Here is a 13,541-nt window from a genome sequence, read left to right as displayed (position 1 = left end):
ACATGACCGAAGTCTCCGACTGGCCGGCCAGTGCCGAGGTGTCCGACGCCGAGCGGATCGCCCTGTCGGTGCTCGCGGGTGACGGCGGGGTCGCCGAACTGCGCGACCTTTTCGACTGGTTGTCCGCCAGCGGCGAACGGAACCACGCCACCGCCAGGCAGATCCCGCTCGAGCACATGGCGAAGTGGCGGATCGACCAGGCCACCGGCAACATCGCCCACGAGTCCGGCGGGTTCTTCGGGCTCGAAGGCATCGCGGTCGACCTGCCGGGCAGGGTGATCCCGCGCTGGACACAGCCGATCATCAAGCAGCCCGAGGTCGGTGTCCTCGGGCTGCTGGCCAAACAGTTCGACGGCGTACCGCACTTCCTCGTGCAGGCCAAGGCGGAACCGGGCAACCGCAACGGGGTGCAGATCTCGCCGACCGTGCAGGCCACCAGGAGCAACTATACCCGGGTGCACGGCGGCTCCGCAGTGCCCTACCTGGACTTCTTCCTCGACGCGCGACGGCATCGTGTCCTGACCGACGTCCGGCAGTCAGAGCAGGGCGCGTGGTTCTACCAGAAACGCAACCGCAACATGGTCGTCGAGGTCACGGATGATGTCGAGGTCCTCGAAGGCTTCCGGTGGGTCACGCTCGGGCAGGTGCACCGGCTGCTGGCGATGACGGACGTGGTCAACATGGACACGCGGACTGTGTTGTCGTGCTTGCCTTTCGCGGGCGTCGACCTGACCGCGGTGTTCACCGGGCCGGCCGATGACTTCCGTACCGGGCTGATCCGCTCGGCCGCTCCGGGCGCCGGCGTGCACTCCATGAGTGACATCCTGCACTGGATCACCGATCGCCGGGCGCGCACGAGCGCTCGGCTGACAAGCGTGCCGCTGCGGGATCTCGATGGATGGGTGCGGGCCGACGGGCGGATCTTCCACGAGAGCGGATACTTCTTCCACGTCATCGGTGTCGAGGTGCGCGCCGGGAGACGGGAGGTGACGCACTGGGCGCAGCCGATGATCCGCCCGGTGGGCATCGGGGTGATCGGTCTGCTGGTGACCCGGATCGACGGCGTGGTGCACGCCTTGATGCACGCCCATATCGAGCCGGGATACGTGGACGTGGTCGAACTGGCGCCGACCGTGCAGTGCACCCCGGAGAACTACGAGTACCTGCCGGCGGAAGCGAAACCGGAGTACCTGGACCGGATCCTGACCGCCCCCGCCGGCCAAGTCCGGTTCGACACAGTGCTTTCCGAGGAGGGCGGACGATTCTACCACGCGCGGAACAGGTACATCGTGGTGGAGGTCGATGCCGGGACCGTCACGGAGTCCGAGGAGTACCGCTGGCTGTCGGTGGGGCAGCTGGTGGAGTTGTTGCGGCACAGTTACTACGTGAACGTGCAGGCCCGCAGCCTGATCGCGTGCCTGCACAGTTTGCTGGGGGAAGGACATGCATGAAGGGGATCATTCTGGCGGGAGGCTCTGGTACCCGGCTGCATCCGATCACGCTGGCGGTGTCCAAACACCTGCTTCCGGTGGGCGACAAGCCGATGATCTACTACCCGTTGTCCGTGCTGATGCTCGCGGGCATCCGGGACATCCTGGTCATCTGCGCGCCGGTGGACGTTCCGGCGTTCCGGCGGCTGCTCGGTGACGGCAGCCAGTTCGGCGTGCGGATCGACTACGCCGAACAGCCCGAGCCGAACGGTATCGCCGAGGCGTTCGTGATCGGGGCCGACCACATCGCCTCCGACGACGTGGCCTTGATCCTCGGCGACAACCTCTTTCACGGCAACGCCTTCCACGCCGTCCTGCGGGACGCCGTCGAATGTCTCGACGGCTGCGTGCTGTTCGGCTACCCGGTGAGTGATCCGGAGCGGTACGGCATCGGTGAGACCGACGAGGCCGGGCGGCTGATCTCGATCACCGAGAAACCGGCACGGCCACGGTCCAACACCGCGATCACCGGCCTGTACCTGTACGACAGCGACGTGGTGGACATCGCCAAGAACCTGCGGCCCTCCGCCCGCGGCGAACTGGAGATCACCGACGTCAACCAGGTCTACCTGGAGCGGCAGGCCGCACGGCTGGTCCAGCTCGGCCGTGGCTTCGCCTGGCTGGACGCGGGCACGCCGGATTCGCTGCTGCAGGCCGGGCACTACATGCAGACCATCGAGCAGCGGCAAGGTGTGCGGGTCGCGTGCCTGGAGGAAGTCGCCCTGCGGATGGGATTCATCGACGCCGAGCAGTGCTACCGGCTGGGTGACAGGCTGTCGAAATCCCCGTACGGCAGGTACGTCATGGCCACGGCTCGGGAGTTTCGGTCATGAAGTTCCGGCGTAGCGTCGCGGCAGTTGTGGTGTTGGTGTTATCGGGTTCGCTGACCGCTCCGGTGTCCGCGGCGCCGCGGACCGCGTCCTTCGGCCTGGCGGGTCTGTCCGGGCCGGTGGAGCTCGTGGTCGACAAGTGGGGCGTGCCGCACATCTACGCGAGCAACACCAGCGATCTCTTCCTGGCCCAGGGGTTCAACGCCGCCCGGGACCGGATGTTCCAGATGGACCTGTGGTTACGGCGGGGACTCGGTAGACTCAGTGAGGCGTTCGGGCCGTCCTTCGTGGAGCAGGACAGGGCGGCGAGGTTGTTCCTCTACCGCGGTGACATGGACGTGGAATGGAACTCCTACGGCCCGGAGGCAAAGGAGGCCGCGACGCGGTTCGCTCAGGGCGTCAACGCGTACATCACCTATCTGAACCTGAATCCCGCCGCGTTACCGGTGGAGTTCCAACGTCTGGGCCACCGCCCGGCCCGATGGACGGCCGAGGACGTGGTCCGGATTCGTAGCCACGGGCCGACCCGGAACGTCCACAGTGAAGTGGCCCGGTCCGTGATGGCCTGTGTGTCCGATGTGGAGCACGACAAGGTCAGGGCGAGGCTGTCACCGGACCGGAAACCGGACGTCCCCGACGGCTTCGATCCCTGTTCGTTGGGTGACGATGTGCTGAACGTCTACGACCTCGCCGTAGGAGGTGTGTCGTTCCCTGGTGGGCAACCCGTCTTCGAGCCGCGGTCCCGGGCTCCGCAGGGCAGCAACAACTGGGCGATCGGCGGGTCCCGGACCACCACCGGCAGGCCGATGGTGGCCAATGACCCGCACCGGGAGCTGACGGCACCATCGTTGCGCTACCTCGTCCACCTGTCCGCGCCCGGCGTCGACGTGATCGGCGCGGGTGAACCTTCCGCGCCGGGTGTGTCGTTGGGACACAACGGCTCGGTGGCCTTCGGGTTGACGATCGCCGGGGTGGACCAGGAGGACTTATACGTCTACGAGCTGGACCCCGCCGATCCGGACCGGTACAGGTACGGCTCGGGATGGGAACGGATGACGGTCACGACCGAACAGGTCCCGGTGCGCGACGGGCAGTCGCGTACCGTCGAGCTTCGGTACACCCGGCACGGACCCGTGATCAAGGTGGACGGAAACCGTGCGTACGCCGTGCGTACAGTGTGGACGGACCCGGGCACATCCCCGTACTTCGGCAGTATGAAACACCTGCGCAGCAAGACAGTCAAAGACTTCGACACGGCACTGAACGGCTGGGGCTCGCCCGCGTTGAACCAGGTGTACGCCGACGTCAACGGCGACATCGGCTGGACCATGGTGGGGTTGGCGCCACGACGGCCCGCGCATGACGGTCTGCTCCCGGTGCCCGGGGACGGGCGGTACGAATGGGACGGTTTCCACACACCGGCCGAGATGCCACGGGTTCGTAACCCCGAAGCCGGGTTCTTCGCCAGCGCGAACCAGTACAACGTGCCCGCCGGCCACCAGGCCAATCTGGGCTTCGAGTGGGCCGGTCCGGCCCGGTTCGAACGGATCACCGAGGTGCTGGCCAGTCGGCCCCGCACCTCACCGGCGCAGTCGACGGCTTTGCAGAACGATCAGGTCTCGTTGACCGCAAGGCGGATCGTCGGTCTGCTCGAACCGTTGTCCAGTGAGAATCCCAGCGCCGCCAAGGCGTTACGGCTGCTGCGGGGATGGAACGCGGACGAACACGCGGGTTCGGCGCAGGCCGCGCTGTTCGAGACGTGGTTCACCCGGTACCTCGGGGTCGGGTTCGTGTACGCCGTCCTGCCCCCGGAAGCGGCCGAGGCGATCCCGTTCGGTGTGCCGGACTACACCGTGATGCTGGAAGCGCTGGAGAACCCGGACAGGTGGTTCAGATCGGGCCAACGGGACGAGCTGCTGCTTCGTACCCTGGCGCAGGCCTATGACGACGTCGTGGGCATGCTCGGACCGGACCCGGCGAAGTGGCAGTGGGGCGACTTGCACTCGGCCACGTTCGCCCATCCTGCCTCGGGCCTGGTGCCGGGCACCGATGTCGGGCCGTTGCGGCGGGGCGGCTCCTGGAACACCGTCAACCTGTCGTTCTTCCACCCGCTGACCTTCGAGTCCGCGGGCGGGGCGAGCGTCCGGCTGATGATGGACGTCGGCGACTGGGACGCGTCGCAGGCGGTCAACGCGCCCGGCCAGTCCGGTGATCCGGCCAGCCCGCACTACCGTGACCTCGCGGCGAAGTGGCAGTCGGGTTCGTATTTCCCGTTGGCGTACAGCAGGTCTGCGGTCACGGCCAGCGCGTCCGAGAAGGTTGTCCTGAGACCGTTGTGAGGTGGCCGTGGGTTCGTTGTGGCAGCGGCGATCGCGAGCCGGGACGAACCCGCGGAGCCGGTCCGGGTTTTCCGGGCCAGTGCGGGCGGGGACGCCAGCACTGGCCCGGGCGTCTCACCGGCCCAGCCGGGCCGCGAGCCCGTCCAGAACGATGCCGAGATGCCGTTCGAACCGCTGGTCGCCCTCGTCGTATACGTGCGCGGCCTCCTTGACGAGTGACGCGCCTTCCCCCAGCCAGGCCTCGCGCTCGGCGACCGAGAACCGCGTCGGATCGGTCTCCGCGGCCTGACGTCGTTCTTGTTCTTCGATCACGAAGCCGACGACAAACGCGGTGACCACGTCCACGGCGTCATCGGCGTCGGCGGGCTTCCAGCCGAAGGCGAGCCAACGTTCGAACCACGGCTCCTTCATGTGGACCACGGCGGGGTCGGTGATCCGCGTGCCGCTGAAGATCCGGGCCCCGTCGCGGTGGAGCAGGTACTCCGAGCGCAGGACGTGGGCGTAGGCGGCGAGGTCGTCGCGCCAGTCGGCGCCGGGCGGGATCGCCGCGAGGGTGGTGGCGACCCGGCGCATGACCTCGGTGGCGATCTCGTCGAGCAGCTCCTGCTTGTTGCGCACGTGCCAGTACAGGGCGGGAGCGCGGACGTCGAGCCGGGCGGCGAGCGCGCGGACGGTCAAGGCGTCCATGCCCTTCTCGTCGAGCAGCTCGAGCGCTGCCGTCACGATCCGTTCCCGGGTAATGCCCTTGGTCATGATTGACACCTTAACGCCGTTCAGGCACACTGGCCACAGGATTTAACTTTGTTAAGGAGTTGGAATGCGTGCCGCAGTCATCACCGCCGCCAATACGCCACCCGTCTGTGGTGACGTCCCCGAACCGGCCGTCCCGCCCGGTCGCGAGCCGCTGCACCTGATCGGAGCTGGTCTGCACAACATCGTGCGTGGGCTGGCCTCCAGCCAGCACTACAGCGGCGGCCGGATGCGGTATCCGCTGGTGCCGGGGATCGATGCGGTCGCCCGCACCGGTGACGGGCGCCTCGTCTATACCGGTTATGCGCGTCCGCCGTTCGGGACGATGGCCGAGCGGCTGATCGCGCCGTTCCAGGCGGAGGTGCCGGCGGGGGCCGATCCGCTCGCGATCGCCGCGGGCATGAACCCCGGCCTGTCGGGCTGGATGGTTCTCACCTCGCGGCGCAAGGAAGTGGGCGCGCTGGGCACCGTGCTGGTGCTGGGGGCGACCGGGATGTCGGGCAGCCTGGCGGTGCAGGGGGCGCTGGCGCTCGGGGCGGAACGCGTCATCGCCGCCGGGCGTGATCCGGAGGCGCTGGAGCGGCTGCGCGGTAGGGGAACGACGACCGTGTCGCTGGTCCAGAACGGGCCGGACGCCCTGGAGCAGGCTCTGGCCGGCGCTGTCGCCGAGACGTCGCCCAGCCTCGTACTGGACTACCTGTGGGGGCCGGTCGCCGAGGCCGCCTTCGCGGTCCTGGGCCGGGGCGGCGAGGACACCGAGGCCGACACAGCCTACGTGCAGATCGGCTCACTCGCGGGTCTGGAGGCGTCGCTGCCCGCGGAGCTGCTGCGCAGTAGGCGGATTCGGTTGAGCGGGAGCGGCATCGGCTCGGTGTCGGCCGAACAGATGCTCGCCGAGGCGCCCGAGGTCATGACCCGGTTCGCCGACGGTTCCCTGCACGTGCCCTACACCGCGTACCCCCTGAGCCGGGTCGATGAGGCGTGGGCGCACACCGGGCGCAGCCGGGCCGTCGTCGTGCCGGACTGACCCGCGGATCAGTCGGGTGGTTGTCGTTTCTCGTCGGTTCGTCGTGCTTGGAAAGGCGGAAAATCATGCGGAAGAGGGCGTTGGTGGTCGGGCTCGGGATCGCGGGGATGTCCGCGGCGATCGGGCTGCGTCAGGCGGGATGGACGCCGGTGATCATCGAGCGGGCGGCAGGGCGCCGCGCGGGTGGCTACTTCGTCGGGCTGTTCCCGCAGGGCCGGCAGGCCACGGCCGACCTGGGCATCGCCGGCCACCTGCACACCCGTAACCCGGAGTCGGAACCGGGCGGGAACACCTGGTCGCTGAATCGCCGGGGCGCCCGCAAGCCGGCTCTGGGATTCCTGGACCAGCCCGGCAGGCCGGCGGCGGTGCTGCGCGGCGACATCGAGTCCGCGCTGTGGCAGGGCATGGCCGGTGATGGCGTCGACGACGGTATCGAAGTGCGGTTCGCCACCACTCCGGTCGCGATCACCGAAGGTGCTGCCGAGGTGCGAGTGCTGCTGGAGAACGCCGGCACCGGCGCGCGGTACCGCGAGAACTTCGACCTGGTCGTCGGTGCGGACGGGATGCGCTCGAGTGTGCGCCGGATCGTGTTCGGTCCGCACGAGGACTACCTGACGAAATGGAACGCGATGATCTGCGCCTTCCAGCTGCCGGAGCAGGTGCCGTCCTACGAGGCGAGCGACAGCATCATCGAAACGCGCTCCAAGCGTGCGGTGTGGGTGTTCGGGTTCGCTGATCACGCCCCCACAGCGCTGCTGACCTACCGCACCAAGGACATCCAGGAACAGTTCGCCGGGTCACCGGTCGAGCGGCTGCGCTCGGTCTTCTCCGGGATGGACAGCCCCGTGACGCGCTATGTGCTGGACTCCCTGGAGCAGGCTCCTGAGCTTCTGTTCGACTCGGTGCACCAGGTGAAGATGCCGCGGTGGAGCACGCGGCGGGTCGTGCTGGTGGGGGATGCGGCGTGGTGCATGAACCTCTACTCGGGCATGGGCGCCACGTCCGCGCTGCGCGGCGGCGCCGCACTGGGCACGGCGCTGCGGGAGCATCCCGACGACCTCGACGCCGCTCTGGACGCTTGGGAAACCGGGCTGCGTCCCTTCATCACCAAGCATCAGCGCGCCGCGCGGCTCAAGCAGCAGATGTTCGTCCCGTCCAGCCGTAGGGCCGCGGTGCTGCGCTCGGTCGCCCTCGACGTGCTCCGCAAGGTCCGTCGCCGCCAGGTGGCGACGGAGGCCGCCGCGCCTCCGGCTCCGGCCTTGTCCGGCACAAGGCGGTGACGACGATCGCCATGATGACGAGGCGTGAGGTCGCGGTGTGGGGTGCCGCGGGCATCATCGTGGCCGCCGGGCTCGTGCCGACGTGATCTACGGTCTGACGGTGGTGTTGACCAAATACGGCGAGCTGAAGCTGGTTCTGTCGCCTGGCCGCGCGCCGGGAACGGGGAACAGGCGGGCCGACAACGGTTTGCGCAGACGATAGGCGAGTGATGCCACGTCGAGGAGAATGTGCGCGATCTGTTCGGGCGAGGTGTCACCGGGCAACGGCACGGTGTCCAATCCCGTCCCGCACACCGCGGACAGACAAAGCAGTTGGTGAACGCTGAGATGGCCGTCGGCCCAGCGGTCGGCCAGAACCTTGTCCTCGCAGACGGGCAGCATCAGTCCCGTGTAGCCGGTGGTCGGCAAACCGGTGGTGCGTAAGGCTTCGGTCAACGCCGCGGCTATCGACAGGCTGCCCGGCGAGCCGATCGGGCCGTGGCCGCACTGTTCCACGGCCGCCGCGATGCTGTCGTCCCCGGCGGGAGCGGGGGACAGGTCGATCCCGCCGAAACGCACGCCCAGTTCGCCGGCCAGGCGCTGGGCCAGCCCGACGATCGGGGTGGCGTGCTCGATCAGGGCCGCACGGACATGCCGCGTGATCGACGGCGGGTCGACCGCCCGCACGTCAGCCAGGGCCTCGGCCACGATTCCGGCTCCCTGCAGGCCGATCGTGACGGCCGCGGGGCCGGTGTGGTAGCTCGCCGGGAAGAACGGGCCGCCTGGCTCGACGCAGGCGAGCGCGGCGAAGCGGAAGTTGCCAAGGCCTTCCTTGGTCTCCATGGCCAGCCGCCGCATGATCCGGGCCGCGGGCAGGGCCGCGTCGACCCGGATGCCGTGCTCCGCCGTGGCGAGTTGGACACCGCTGGTCAACACGTTCGCTTCGATCAGCATGTCGCCGAGCACGTCCAGACGCTCGAGCGGGAACCGCGGGTCCGCGGCCGGAGCCGGTCCGACGGAACAGAGCGGAAGCCCGAGGTCAGTGAGCAGAGTGGACAGTGCACGAGCGTACGCGACGATGTCCCCGGTCAGATCCTCGAAGATCGGACGGGTGGACAGGCGCAGGGTCTGCACTTCGTACCCGGCATCCTGACAGGACTGTTCCATCCGCTTCGCCAGCTGTGCCGTCTGGTCGAAGACCTCAGGTGCGATGGGATGGACGTCCGCGATGCCGAAGGTCAGGGTTCGGATGGGCGGTCGCCTCGGCGGACTCACCGGGTCGTTCGTCCCGAGATCCATGGTCGTTCTCCCCAGGTGTTCGTGTCCTATTGGGACCACGCCGTCGGCTTCCTGTCCCATCGGTGCTCCCGCAGCCGGTCCATCAGCTCAGGCGGCAGCGCCGCCCGGCCGGACACCGCGGTGTTGGCCTCGACGTGCCGCACCGACCGCATGCCGGGAATCACCGTGGTGATGTGCGGGTTGGCGAGGATGAACCGCAAGGCCAGCTCCGGCATGGTCATGTCCGCGGGGACGATCTCGCGCAGCCGGTCCGCGCGGGCGACCGCCGGGATCAGGTTCTCCGGTACGAAATAACTGCTGCGCCAGTCGTCCGGCGGCCAGGCCGACTCGGCGGTCAGCGTGCCGGTGAGCGTCCCCTCGTCGAACGGGACCCTGGCGATCACCGCGATGTCCAGCTCCGCGCACCGCGGCAGCAGTTCGTCCTCGGGAGCCTGGTCGAAGATGTTGTAGATCACCTGGACCGCGTCGATCAGGCCGGTTTCGAGGGTGGTGAGCACGTTCCACGGCTCCCACCGGTTCACGCTGATCCCGACGCCCTCGACCAGTCCCTGGTCCTTCAGGTCAGTGACCGCGCGCTGCCAGCTCTCGTCCTGTGCCCAGGAGTCCTCCCAGACATGGAACTGCAGCAGGTCGATCCGATCGACACCAAGCCCCGCAAGACTTTTGTGGGTGTACTCGACGATGTGGTCGGCTGGAAAGACGTCCCGCAGCCGGGAATCGCGGGTCGACGGCCAGGCACGGTCCTTCGGCGGGATCTTCGTCGCCGCGTAGAGCCGCCGGCCGGGGTGGGCCCGCAGCACCTCGCCGAGCATGTGCTCGCTGTGGCCGCGCCCGTAAATCCATGCCGTGTCGTAGAAAGTACAGCCCAGGTCGACCGCTCGGTGCAGGGCCTGCATACCGGTGACGTCGTCCGCACCGGTCCACCCGCCCGTACCGCCCGCGATGCCCCACATGCCGTAGCCGACCTCGCTCACCTGCCAGCCGAGCCGGCCGAATCGCCGGTAGCGCATGGTGCTGGTGGATTCGATCACCGCTCCTCCGTGACATCTCGCAGGAACCCGGCCAGGCGGAGCACGCCTTCCTCTATCTGAGCCTCGCTCAGACTGCTGCAGGACAACCGCAGTTGATTGTCACCACCTGTGCCGAGGTGAAAATGCCGCATGGGCGTCCAGATCACGCCGTAACCGCGTGCACAGCGTTCGAGCAACGCGTCGTCGACCGGCACCGGCAGCCGCAGCCTGACAAAGAACCCGCCGTCCGGCTCGTTCCAGGAGATCCCGGTGGACCGGTCGATGTGCCGGTCCATGCTTTCCAGCAGCACAGTGAGATTCCGGCGGTACAGCCGGGCTTTCGCCGACGCGACGGACAACAGGGAACCGCCGTGCTCCAGCAGCATGCCCGCGATGAGCGCCTGGCTGATCGGGGACGTGTTGACCGTGATCATGCTTTTGGCCGACGTGATGTCGTCGGCCAGCAGGTGCGCGGTGGTGGTGCCGTGCACCTGCTGGTCGGCGATGAGATAGCCGACTCTGGCGCCCGGCAGGCAGATCTTGGCGAACGTGCCGACGTGCACGACCCGGCCGCGTTCGTCCAACGACTTCAACGAAGGCAACCGGTCGTCCGCGGCGGCGGTGAAGCCGTAGGTGTTGTCCTCGATGATCGTCAGGTCGAGCCGGTCCGCCTCGTCGAGCAGCATTCGCCTGGCAGGCAACGGAATACGCGCCCCGCCCGGGTTGGCGAAGTCGGGCGCGACATAGAGCGTGCGCACTCTGCGGCCACGTTGGCGGTACGCCACACCTACCTGCCTGAGCTGGTCGAGATCGAACCCGTCCGCTGTCCCGGCAACGGGAACGACGGGAATATCGAGCAGTCGCGCCGCGCCGAGCACCCCGGGATAGCAGGGGTCGACGACCGCGATCGCGTCCCCGGGTTCGCGGTGCAGAACGCGCAAGGTGAGGAAGATGGCCTCCTGCGCGCCGACCGTGATCACGAGCGATTCCGGCCGCACGTCGAGGCCTTCGTCGCGGCGCAGTGCCTCGGCGATGATGTCGTTGATCTGTCCCCGGCTGGGACCGTACTGGTAGAGCACCCGCCGGATGGCCGCCTCGCCGAGTCCCCGGCTTTCCAGATGACGGCTGAAGGCGCCGACGTAGCGCCCGATGTCCATGTCGGCGAAGAAGCTCTCGTGCGGTGCGCCCGGCGCCATCGAGATGGCGTCCGGGTAGCGGTCCATCACCTCGTTGAGGAAGTTCATCGAGGACAGCACGGGATCGGCTACCGCCGCGTGCAGGTCCGCCGTGCTCATCGGCACGCGGCCCGCCGTGGTCGTCGTCATGGTCGCCCCGCCGTCAGCCCAGAACCGGGGCGTCGGTGAAAACGTCGCTGAGCCACGCCGAGAACCTCCGCATTCCGTAAACCAGTGGGGTCGCCTCGGTCTGCCGGACGCCCACCACCTCGGCGAGCACGATCGTGTGATCGGCCACCACGATTTCCCTCGTGACCAGGCATTCCGCCACCGCGAACGCGTCGTCGACCAGCCATGGCGCGCCGAAACCGGGCGAGGGCCGCCACATCGTCTGGCTGAACCGGTCGGGCACCCGCCGGGAGAACACCCACGCGGCCCGGCGGCCGCCGGAGTGCAGCAGGTTGACCGCGAACCGGCCGCCGCGGCGCACGGCGTCGAGGGTGCGGCTGGCCGAACGCAGGCTCACGAGCAAGGTGGGCGGCTCCACGCTCACGCTGGTGAGCGAGGAGCACGTCATCCCGCACGGTGCGCCGCTGTGGTCGATCGCCGTCACGATCGCGACACCGGTGGGGTAGCAGCTCATCAGCCGCCGGTACTCGTCGGCGGAGACGTGCCCGGCCCCGTCGGGATCGCCGTCGAGTCCACTGTGTCCCACTCGTGGCAGCGGAGAGCTCACGGCTTTTTCCCGTGCAGCTCACACAGGTACTCGTAGTTGCCCGGCAGGGCGGACACGAGTTTTCGCTGCTGCCGTTTGACGGTGTCGAACAAGGACTCGGCGGCCTGGATCGACTCGGGTTTGTGCGTCAACGCGGGCAACGTCCGGTCCGGCACCACCCCCATGCCGGTGAGGATGCAGTAGTAACTGCCGTTGGTCCAGAAATTCCGGAACTCCGCGTCGAAGTTGCCGTAGTAGTTGTTCTCGTCCGTGTAGGGCTGGTTGACCGGCAGGCCTGCCCGGTACGCGGCGACCTTGTCCAGGATGTTGTCGGTGAGCCGGAGGTGTTTGTTGGCTTCCCAGAACGGCGTGTCCACCCGTGGCGAGTAGTAGAAGTGGCTCTGGACGAAATCCCGGGTGTCGTCGAACATCGACTCGATCTCGTGGTTGAACCGGTCGATCAGCACCGGGTCGAAGCCGCGGTCCGGGAAGTGCTTGGCCAGCTGGTAGAGCGCGGCGTACGTGAAGTAGATCCCGGTGGACTCGAGCGGCTCGAGGAAACAGGACGCCAGCCCGATGCTGACGCAGTTCTTCACCCACGCCCGCCGGTTGCGGCCGACCCGGAACCGGATGTGGTTGAGCTCGGTCACCTCGGGGTCGAGGCCCCACAGCGCGCAGAACTCCTCGGTGGCCTCGTCCTGGCCGGCGAACTGGCTGGAGTAGACGTAGCCGCTGCCGAACCGGCCGAGGATCGGGATCTTCCATGACCACCCGGACCGCATCGCGATCGCCGACGTGTACGGCTCCACGCCGTGAGCGACATCGTCATGCGGAATGGACGTGGCCACCGCCCGGTCGCACAACAGGTGGTCGTTCATGTCGATGAACGGTTCCTCGAGCGCCTGGTTGATCAGCAGCCCGCGGAATCCGGAGCAGTCGATGAACAGGTCACCCTCGATCAGCCTGCCGCTCTTGGTCCGCAACGCCGTGATGTGGCCCCGTTCGTCGCGCAGCACCTCGGTCATCTGGTCGAGGACGTGCACCGCACCCTGTTTGCGGGTGGCGAACCGCTGCAGGAAATCCGCGAGCAGCTGGGCGTTGAAATGCCAGGCGTACCGGGTGGCCGGGCGCCCGTCACGCCACCGCGGTGCGCGGTTGGCGTCCATGATCGCCGGTTCGCGGAAACAGGCGTAGTCGAAGGGTTCCGTCGTGGCACCCGTGCGGGTCTTGTGCGTCCAGAAGTGCGACAGGGGAATTCCGTCCTGCTCGGGCAGCAGGCCGAACGGGTGGAAGAAGTGGTCCGGCCTGCCCTGCCACGACCGCGCTGCCGGGACGCCTGGCCCGGGTGTGCGCCAGTTGACGAACTTCACGGCGATCTTGAAACTGGCGTTGCACTCCCGCATCCATTCGTCCTCGGCGATGCCGAGGTAGTCGAAGAACACGCGTTGCAAGTTCGGCACGGTGGCCTCGCCGACCCCGATCCGGGGCACGGAAGGCGCCTCGAGGACCGTGATGGCGGCCGTGCCCTGGAGTGCTTTGCCCAGGTACGAGGCTGCCATCCAGCCCGCGGTGCCGCCGCCGAGGATGACCACGTTCTTGATGCGCTGATCCATGGTTGTTCTCTGACTTTCGTTGTGGAGGCAGTGG

11 protein-coding genes are annotated in these 13,541 nt (G+C 68.0%); 5 read left to right on the top strand and 6 right to left on the bottom strand.

Annotated elements, in window-relative coordinates:
* Positions 1 to 2 precede the first annotated feature (2 nt).
* The 3 genes from GC106_RS43340 to GC106_RS43330 are packed head-to-tail and all read left to right on the top strand — an operon-like array spanning position 3 to position 4,659.
* Positions 3 to 1,451 carry an NDP-hexose 2,3-dehydratase family protein gene (locus tag GC106_RS43340; RefSeq protein ID WP_173142030.1) on the top strand — a complete coding sequence of 483 codons (1,449 nt, stop codon included), beginning with the start codon at positions 3 to 5 and terminating at the stop codon, positions 1,449 to 1,451.
* A complete protein-coding gene (gene rfbA / locus GC106_RS43335; RefSeq protein ID WP_173142029.1) occupies positions 1,448 to 2,323 on the top strand; it encodes a glucose-1-phosphate thymidylyltransferase RfbA in 876 nt (291 codons plus the stop codon). Before GC106_RS43340 ends, rfbA begins: the two co-directional genes overlap by 4 nt.
* Positions 2,320 to 4,659: a penicillin acylase family protein gene (locus GC106_RS43330; protein ID WP_173142028.1), complete on the top strand. Its 2,340-nt coding sequence runs from the start codon at positions 2,320 to 2,322 to the stop codon at positions 4,657 to 4,659. The genes rfbA and GC106_RS43330 overlap by 4 nt, the downstream gene beginning before the upstream one ends.
* 114 nt (positions 4,660 to 4,773) lie before the next feature.
* Here the strand turns inward: GC106_RS43330 and GC106_RS43325 are convergent, their stop codons facing one another.
* On the bottom strand, positions 4,774 to 5,412 hold the full coding sequence (locus GC106_RS43325) for a TetR/AcrR family transcriptional regulator C-terminal domain-containing protein (protein WP_173142027.1): 639 nt from the start codon (positions 5,410 to 5,412) through the stop codon (positions 4,774 to 4,776).
* A 64-nt stretch (positions 5,413 to 5,476) separates the two neighbouring features.
* Here GC106_RS43325 and GC106_RS47255 point away from each other — a divergent pair, with 64 nt between their 5' ends.
* Positions 5,477 to 6,436: a quinone oxidoreductase family protein gene (locus GC106_RS47255; protein ID WP_217281678.1), complete on the top strand. Its 960-nt coding sequence runs from the start codon at positions 5,477 to 5,479 to the stop codon at positions 6,434 to 6,436.
* Positions 6,437 to 6,501: 65 nt separating this feature from the next.
* Complete coding sequence (locus tag GC106_RS43310) at positions 6,502 to 7,716, top strand: FAD-dependent monooxygenase (protein ID WP_173142025.1); 1,215 nt, start codon at positions 6,502 to 6,504, stop codon at positions 7,714 to 7,716.
* Between the two features lie 87 nt (positions 7,717 to 7,803).
* Here GC106_RS43310 and GC106_RS43305 read toward each other — a convergent pair whose 3' ends face one another.
* Genes GC106_RS43305 through GC106_RS43285 form a run of 5 tightly spaced genes read right to left on the bottom strand, consistent with a single transcriptional unit; the run spans position 7,804 to position 13,507 of the window.
* Complete coding sequence (locus GC106_RS43305) at positions 7,804 to 8,994, bottom strand: DUF711 family protein (protein ID WP_173142024.1); 1,191 nt, start codon at positions 8,992 to 8,994, stop codon at positions 7,804 to 7,806.
* A gap of 26 nt (positions 8,995 to 9,020) precedes the next feature.
* Complete coding sequence (locus GC106_RS43300; protein WP_312873359.1) at positions 9,021 to 10,025, bottom strand: aldo/keto reductase; 1,005 nt, start codon at positions 10,023 to 10,025, stop codon at positions 9,021 to 9,023.
* Positions 10,022 to 11,329 (bottom strand): aminotransferase-like domain-containing protein, encoded by a 1,308-nt coding sequence (locus GC106_RS43295; protein ID WP_246368153.1) that lies wholly within the window; start codon positions 11,327 to 11,329, stop codon positions 10,022 to 10,024. The genes GC106_RS43300 and GC106_RS43295 overlap by 4 nt, the downstream gene beginning before the upstream one ends.
* 13 nt (positions 11,330 to 11,342) lie before the next feature.
* Positions 11,343 to 11,915, bottom strand: a complete 573-nt coding sequence (locus GC106_RS43290) for a flavin reductase family protein (RefSeq protein WP_217281677.1) — start codon at positions 11,913 to 11,915, stop codon at positions 11,343 to 11,345.
* Complete coding sequence (locus tag GC106_RS43285; protein WP_173142023.1) at positions 11,912 to 13,507, bottom strand: tryptophan halogenase family protein; 1,596 nt, start codon at positions 13,505 to 13,507, stop codon at positions 11,912 to 11,914. Before GC106_RS43285 ends, GC106_RS43290 begins: the two co-directional genes overlap by 4 nt.
* Positions 13,508 to 13,541 lie beyond the last annotated feature (34 nt).

Source organism: Kibdelosporangium persicum (assembly GCF_013280595.1).
Lineage (GTDB): Bacteria > Actinomycetota > Actinomycetes > Mycobacteriales > Pseudonocardiaceae > Kibdelosporangium > Kibdelosporangium persicum.
The sequence above is the reverse complement of the archived record's forward strand: the minus strand, read 5'-3'. Positions and strand labels throughout refer to the sequence as shown.

What these genes read in the sequence shown, in the direction of transcription:
- GC106_RS43340 (WP_173142030.1), top strand. Translation starts at nt 3, where the DNA reads ATGACCGAAGTCTCCGACTGGCCGGCCAGTGCCGAGGTGTCCGACGCC.
- rfbA (WP_173142029.1), top strand. Translation starts at nt 1,448, where the DNA reads ATGAAGGGGATCATTCTGGCGGGAGGCTCTGGTACCCGGCTGCATCCG.
- GC106_RS43330 (WP_173142028.1), top strand. Translation starts at nt 2,320, where the DNA reads ATGAAGTTCCGGCGTAGCGTCGCGGCAGTTGTGGTGTTGGTGTTATCG.
- GC106_RS43325 (WP_173142027.1), bottom strand. Translation starts at nt 5,412, where the DNA reads ATGACCAAGGGCATTACCCGGGAACGGATCGTGACGGCAGCGCTCGAG.
- GC106_RS47255 (WP_217281678.1), top strand. Translation starts at nt 5,477, where the DNA reads ATGCGTGCCGCAGTCATCACCGCCGCCAATACGCCACCCGTCTGTGGT.
- GC106_RS43310 (WP_173142025.1), top strand. Translation starts at nt 6,502, where the DNA reads ATGCGGAAGAGGGCGTTGGTGGTCGGGCTCGGGATCGCGGGGATGTCC.
- GC106_RS43305 (WP_173142024.1), bottom strand. Translation starts at nt 8,994, where the DNA reads ATGGATCTCGGGACGAACGACCCGGTGAGTCCGCCGAGGCGACCGCCC.
- GC106_RS43295 (WP_246368153.1), bottom strand. Translation starts at nt 11,329, where the DNA reads ATGACGACGACCACGGCGGGCCGCGTGCCGATGAGCACGGCGGACCTG.
- GC106_RS43285 (WP_173142023.1), bottom strand. Translation starts at nt 13,507, where the DNA reads ATGGATCAGCGCATCAAGAACGTGGTCATCCTCGGCGGCGGCACCGCG.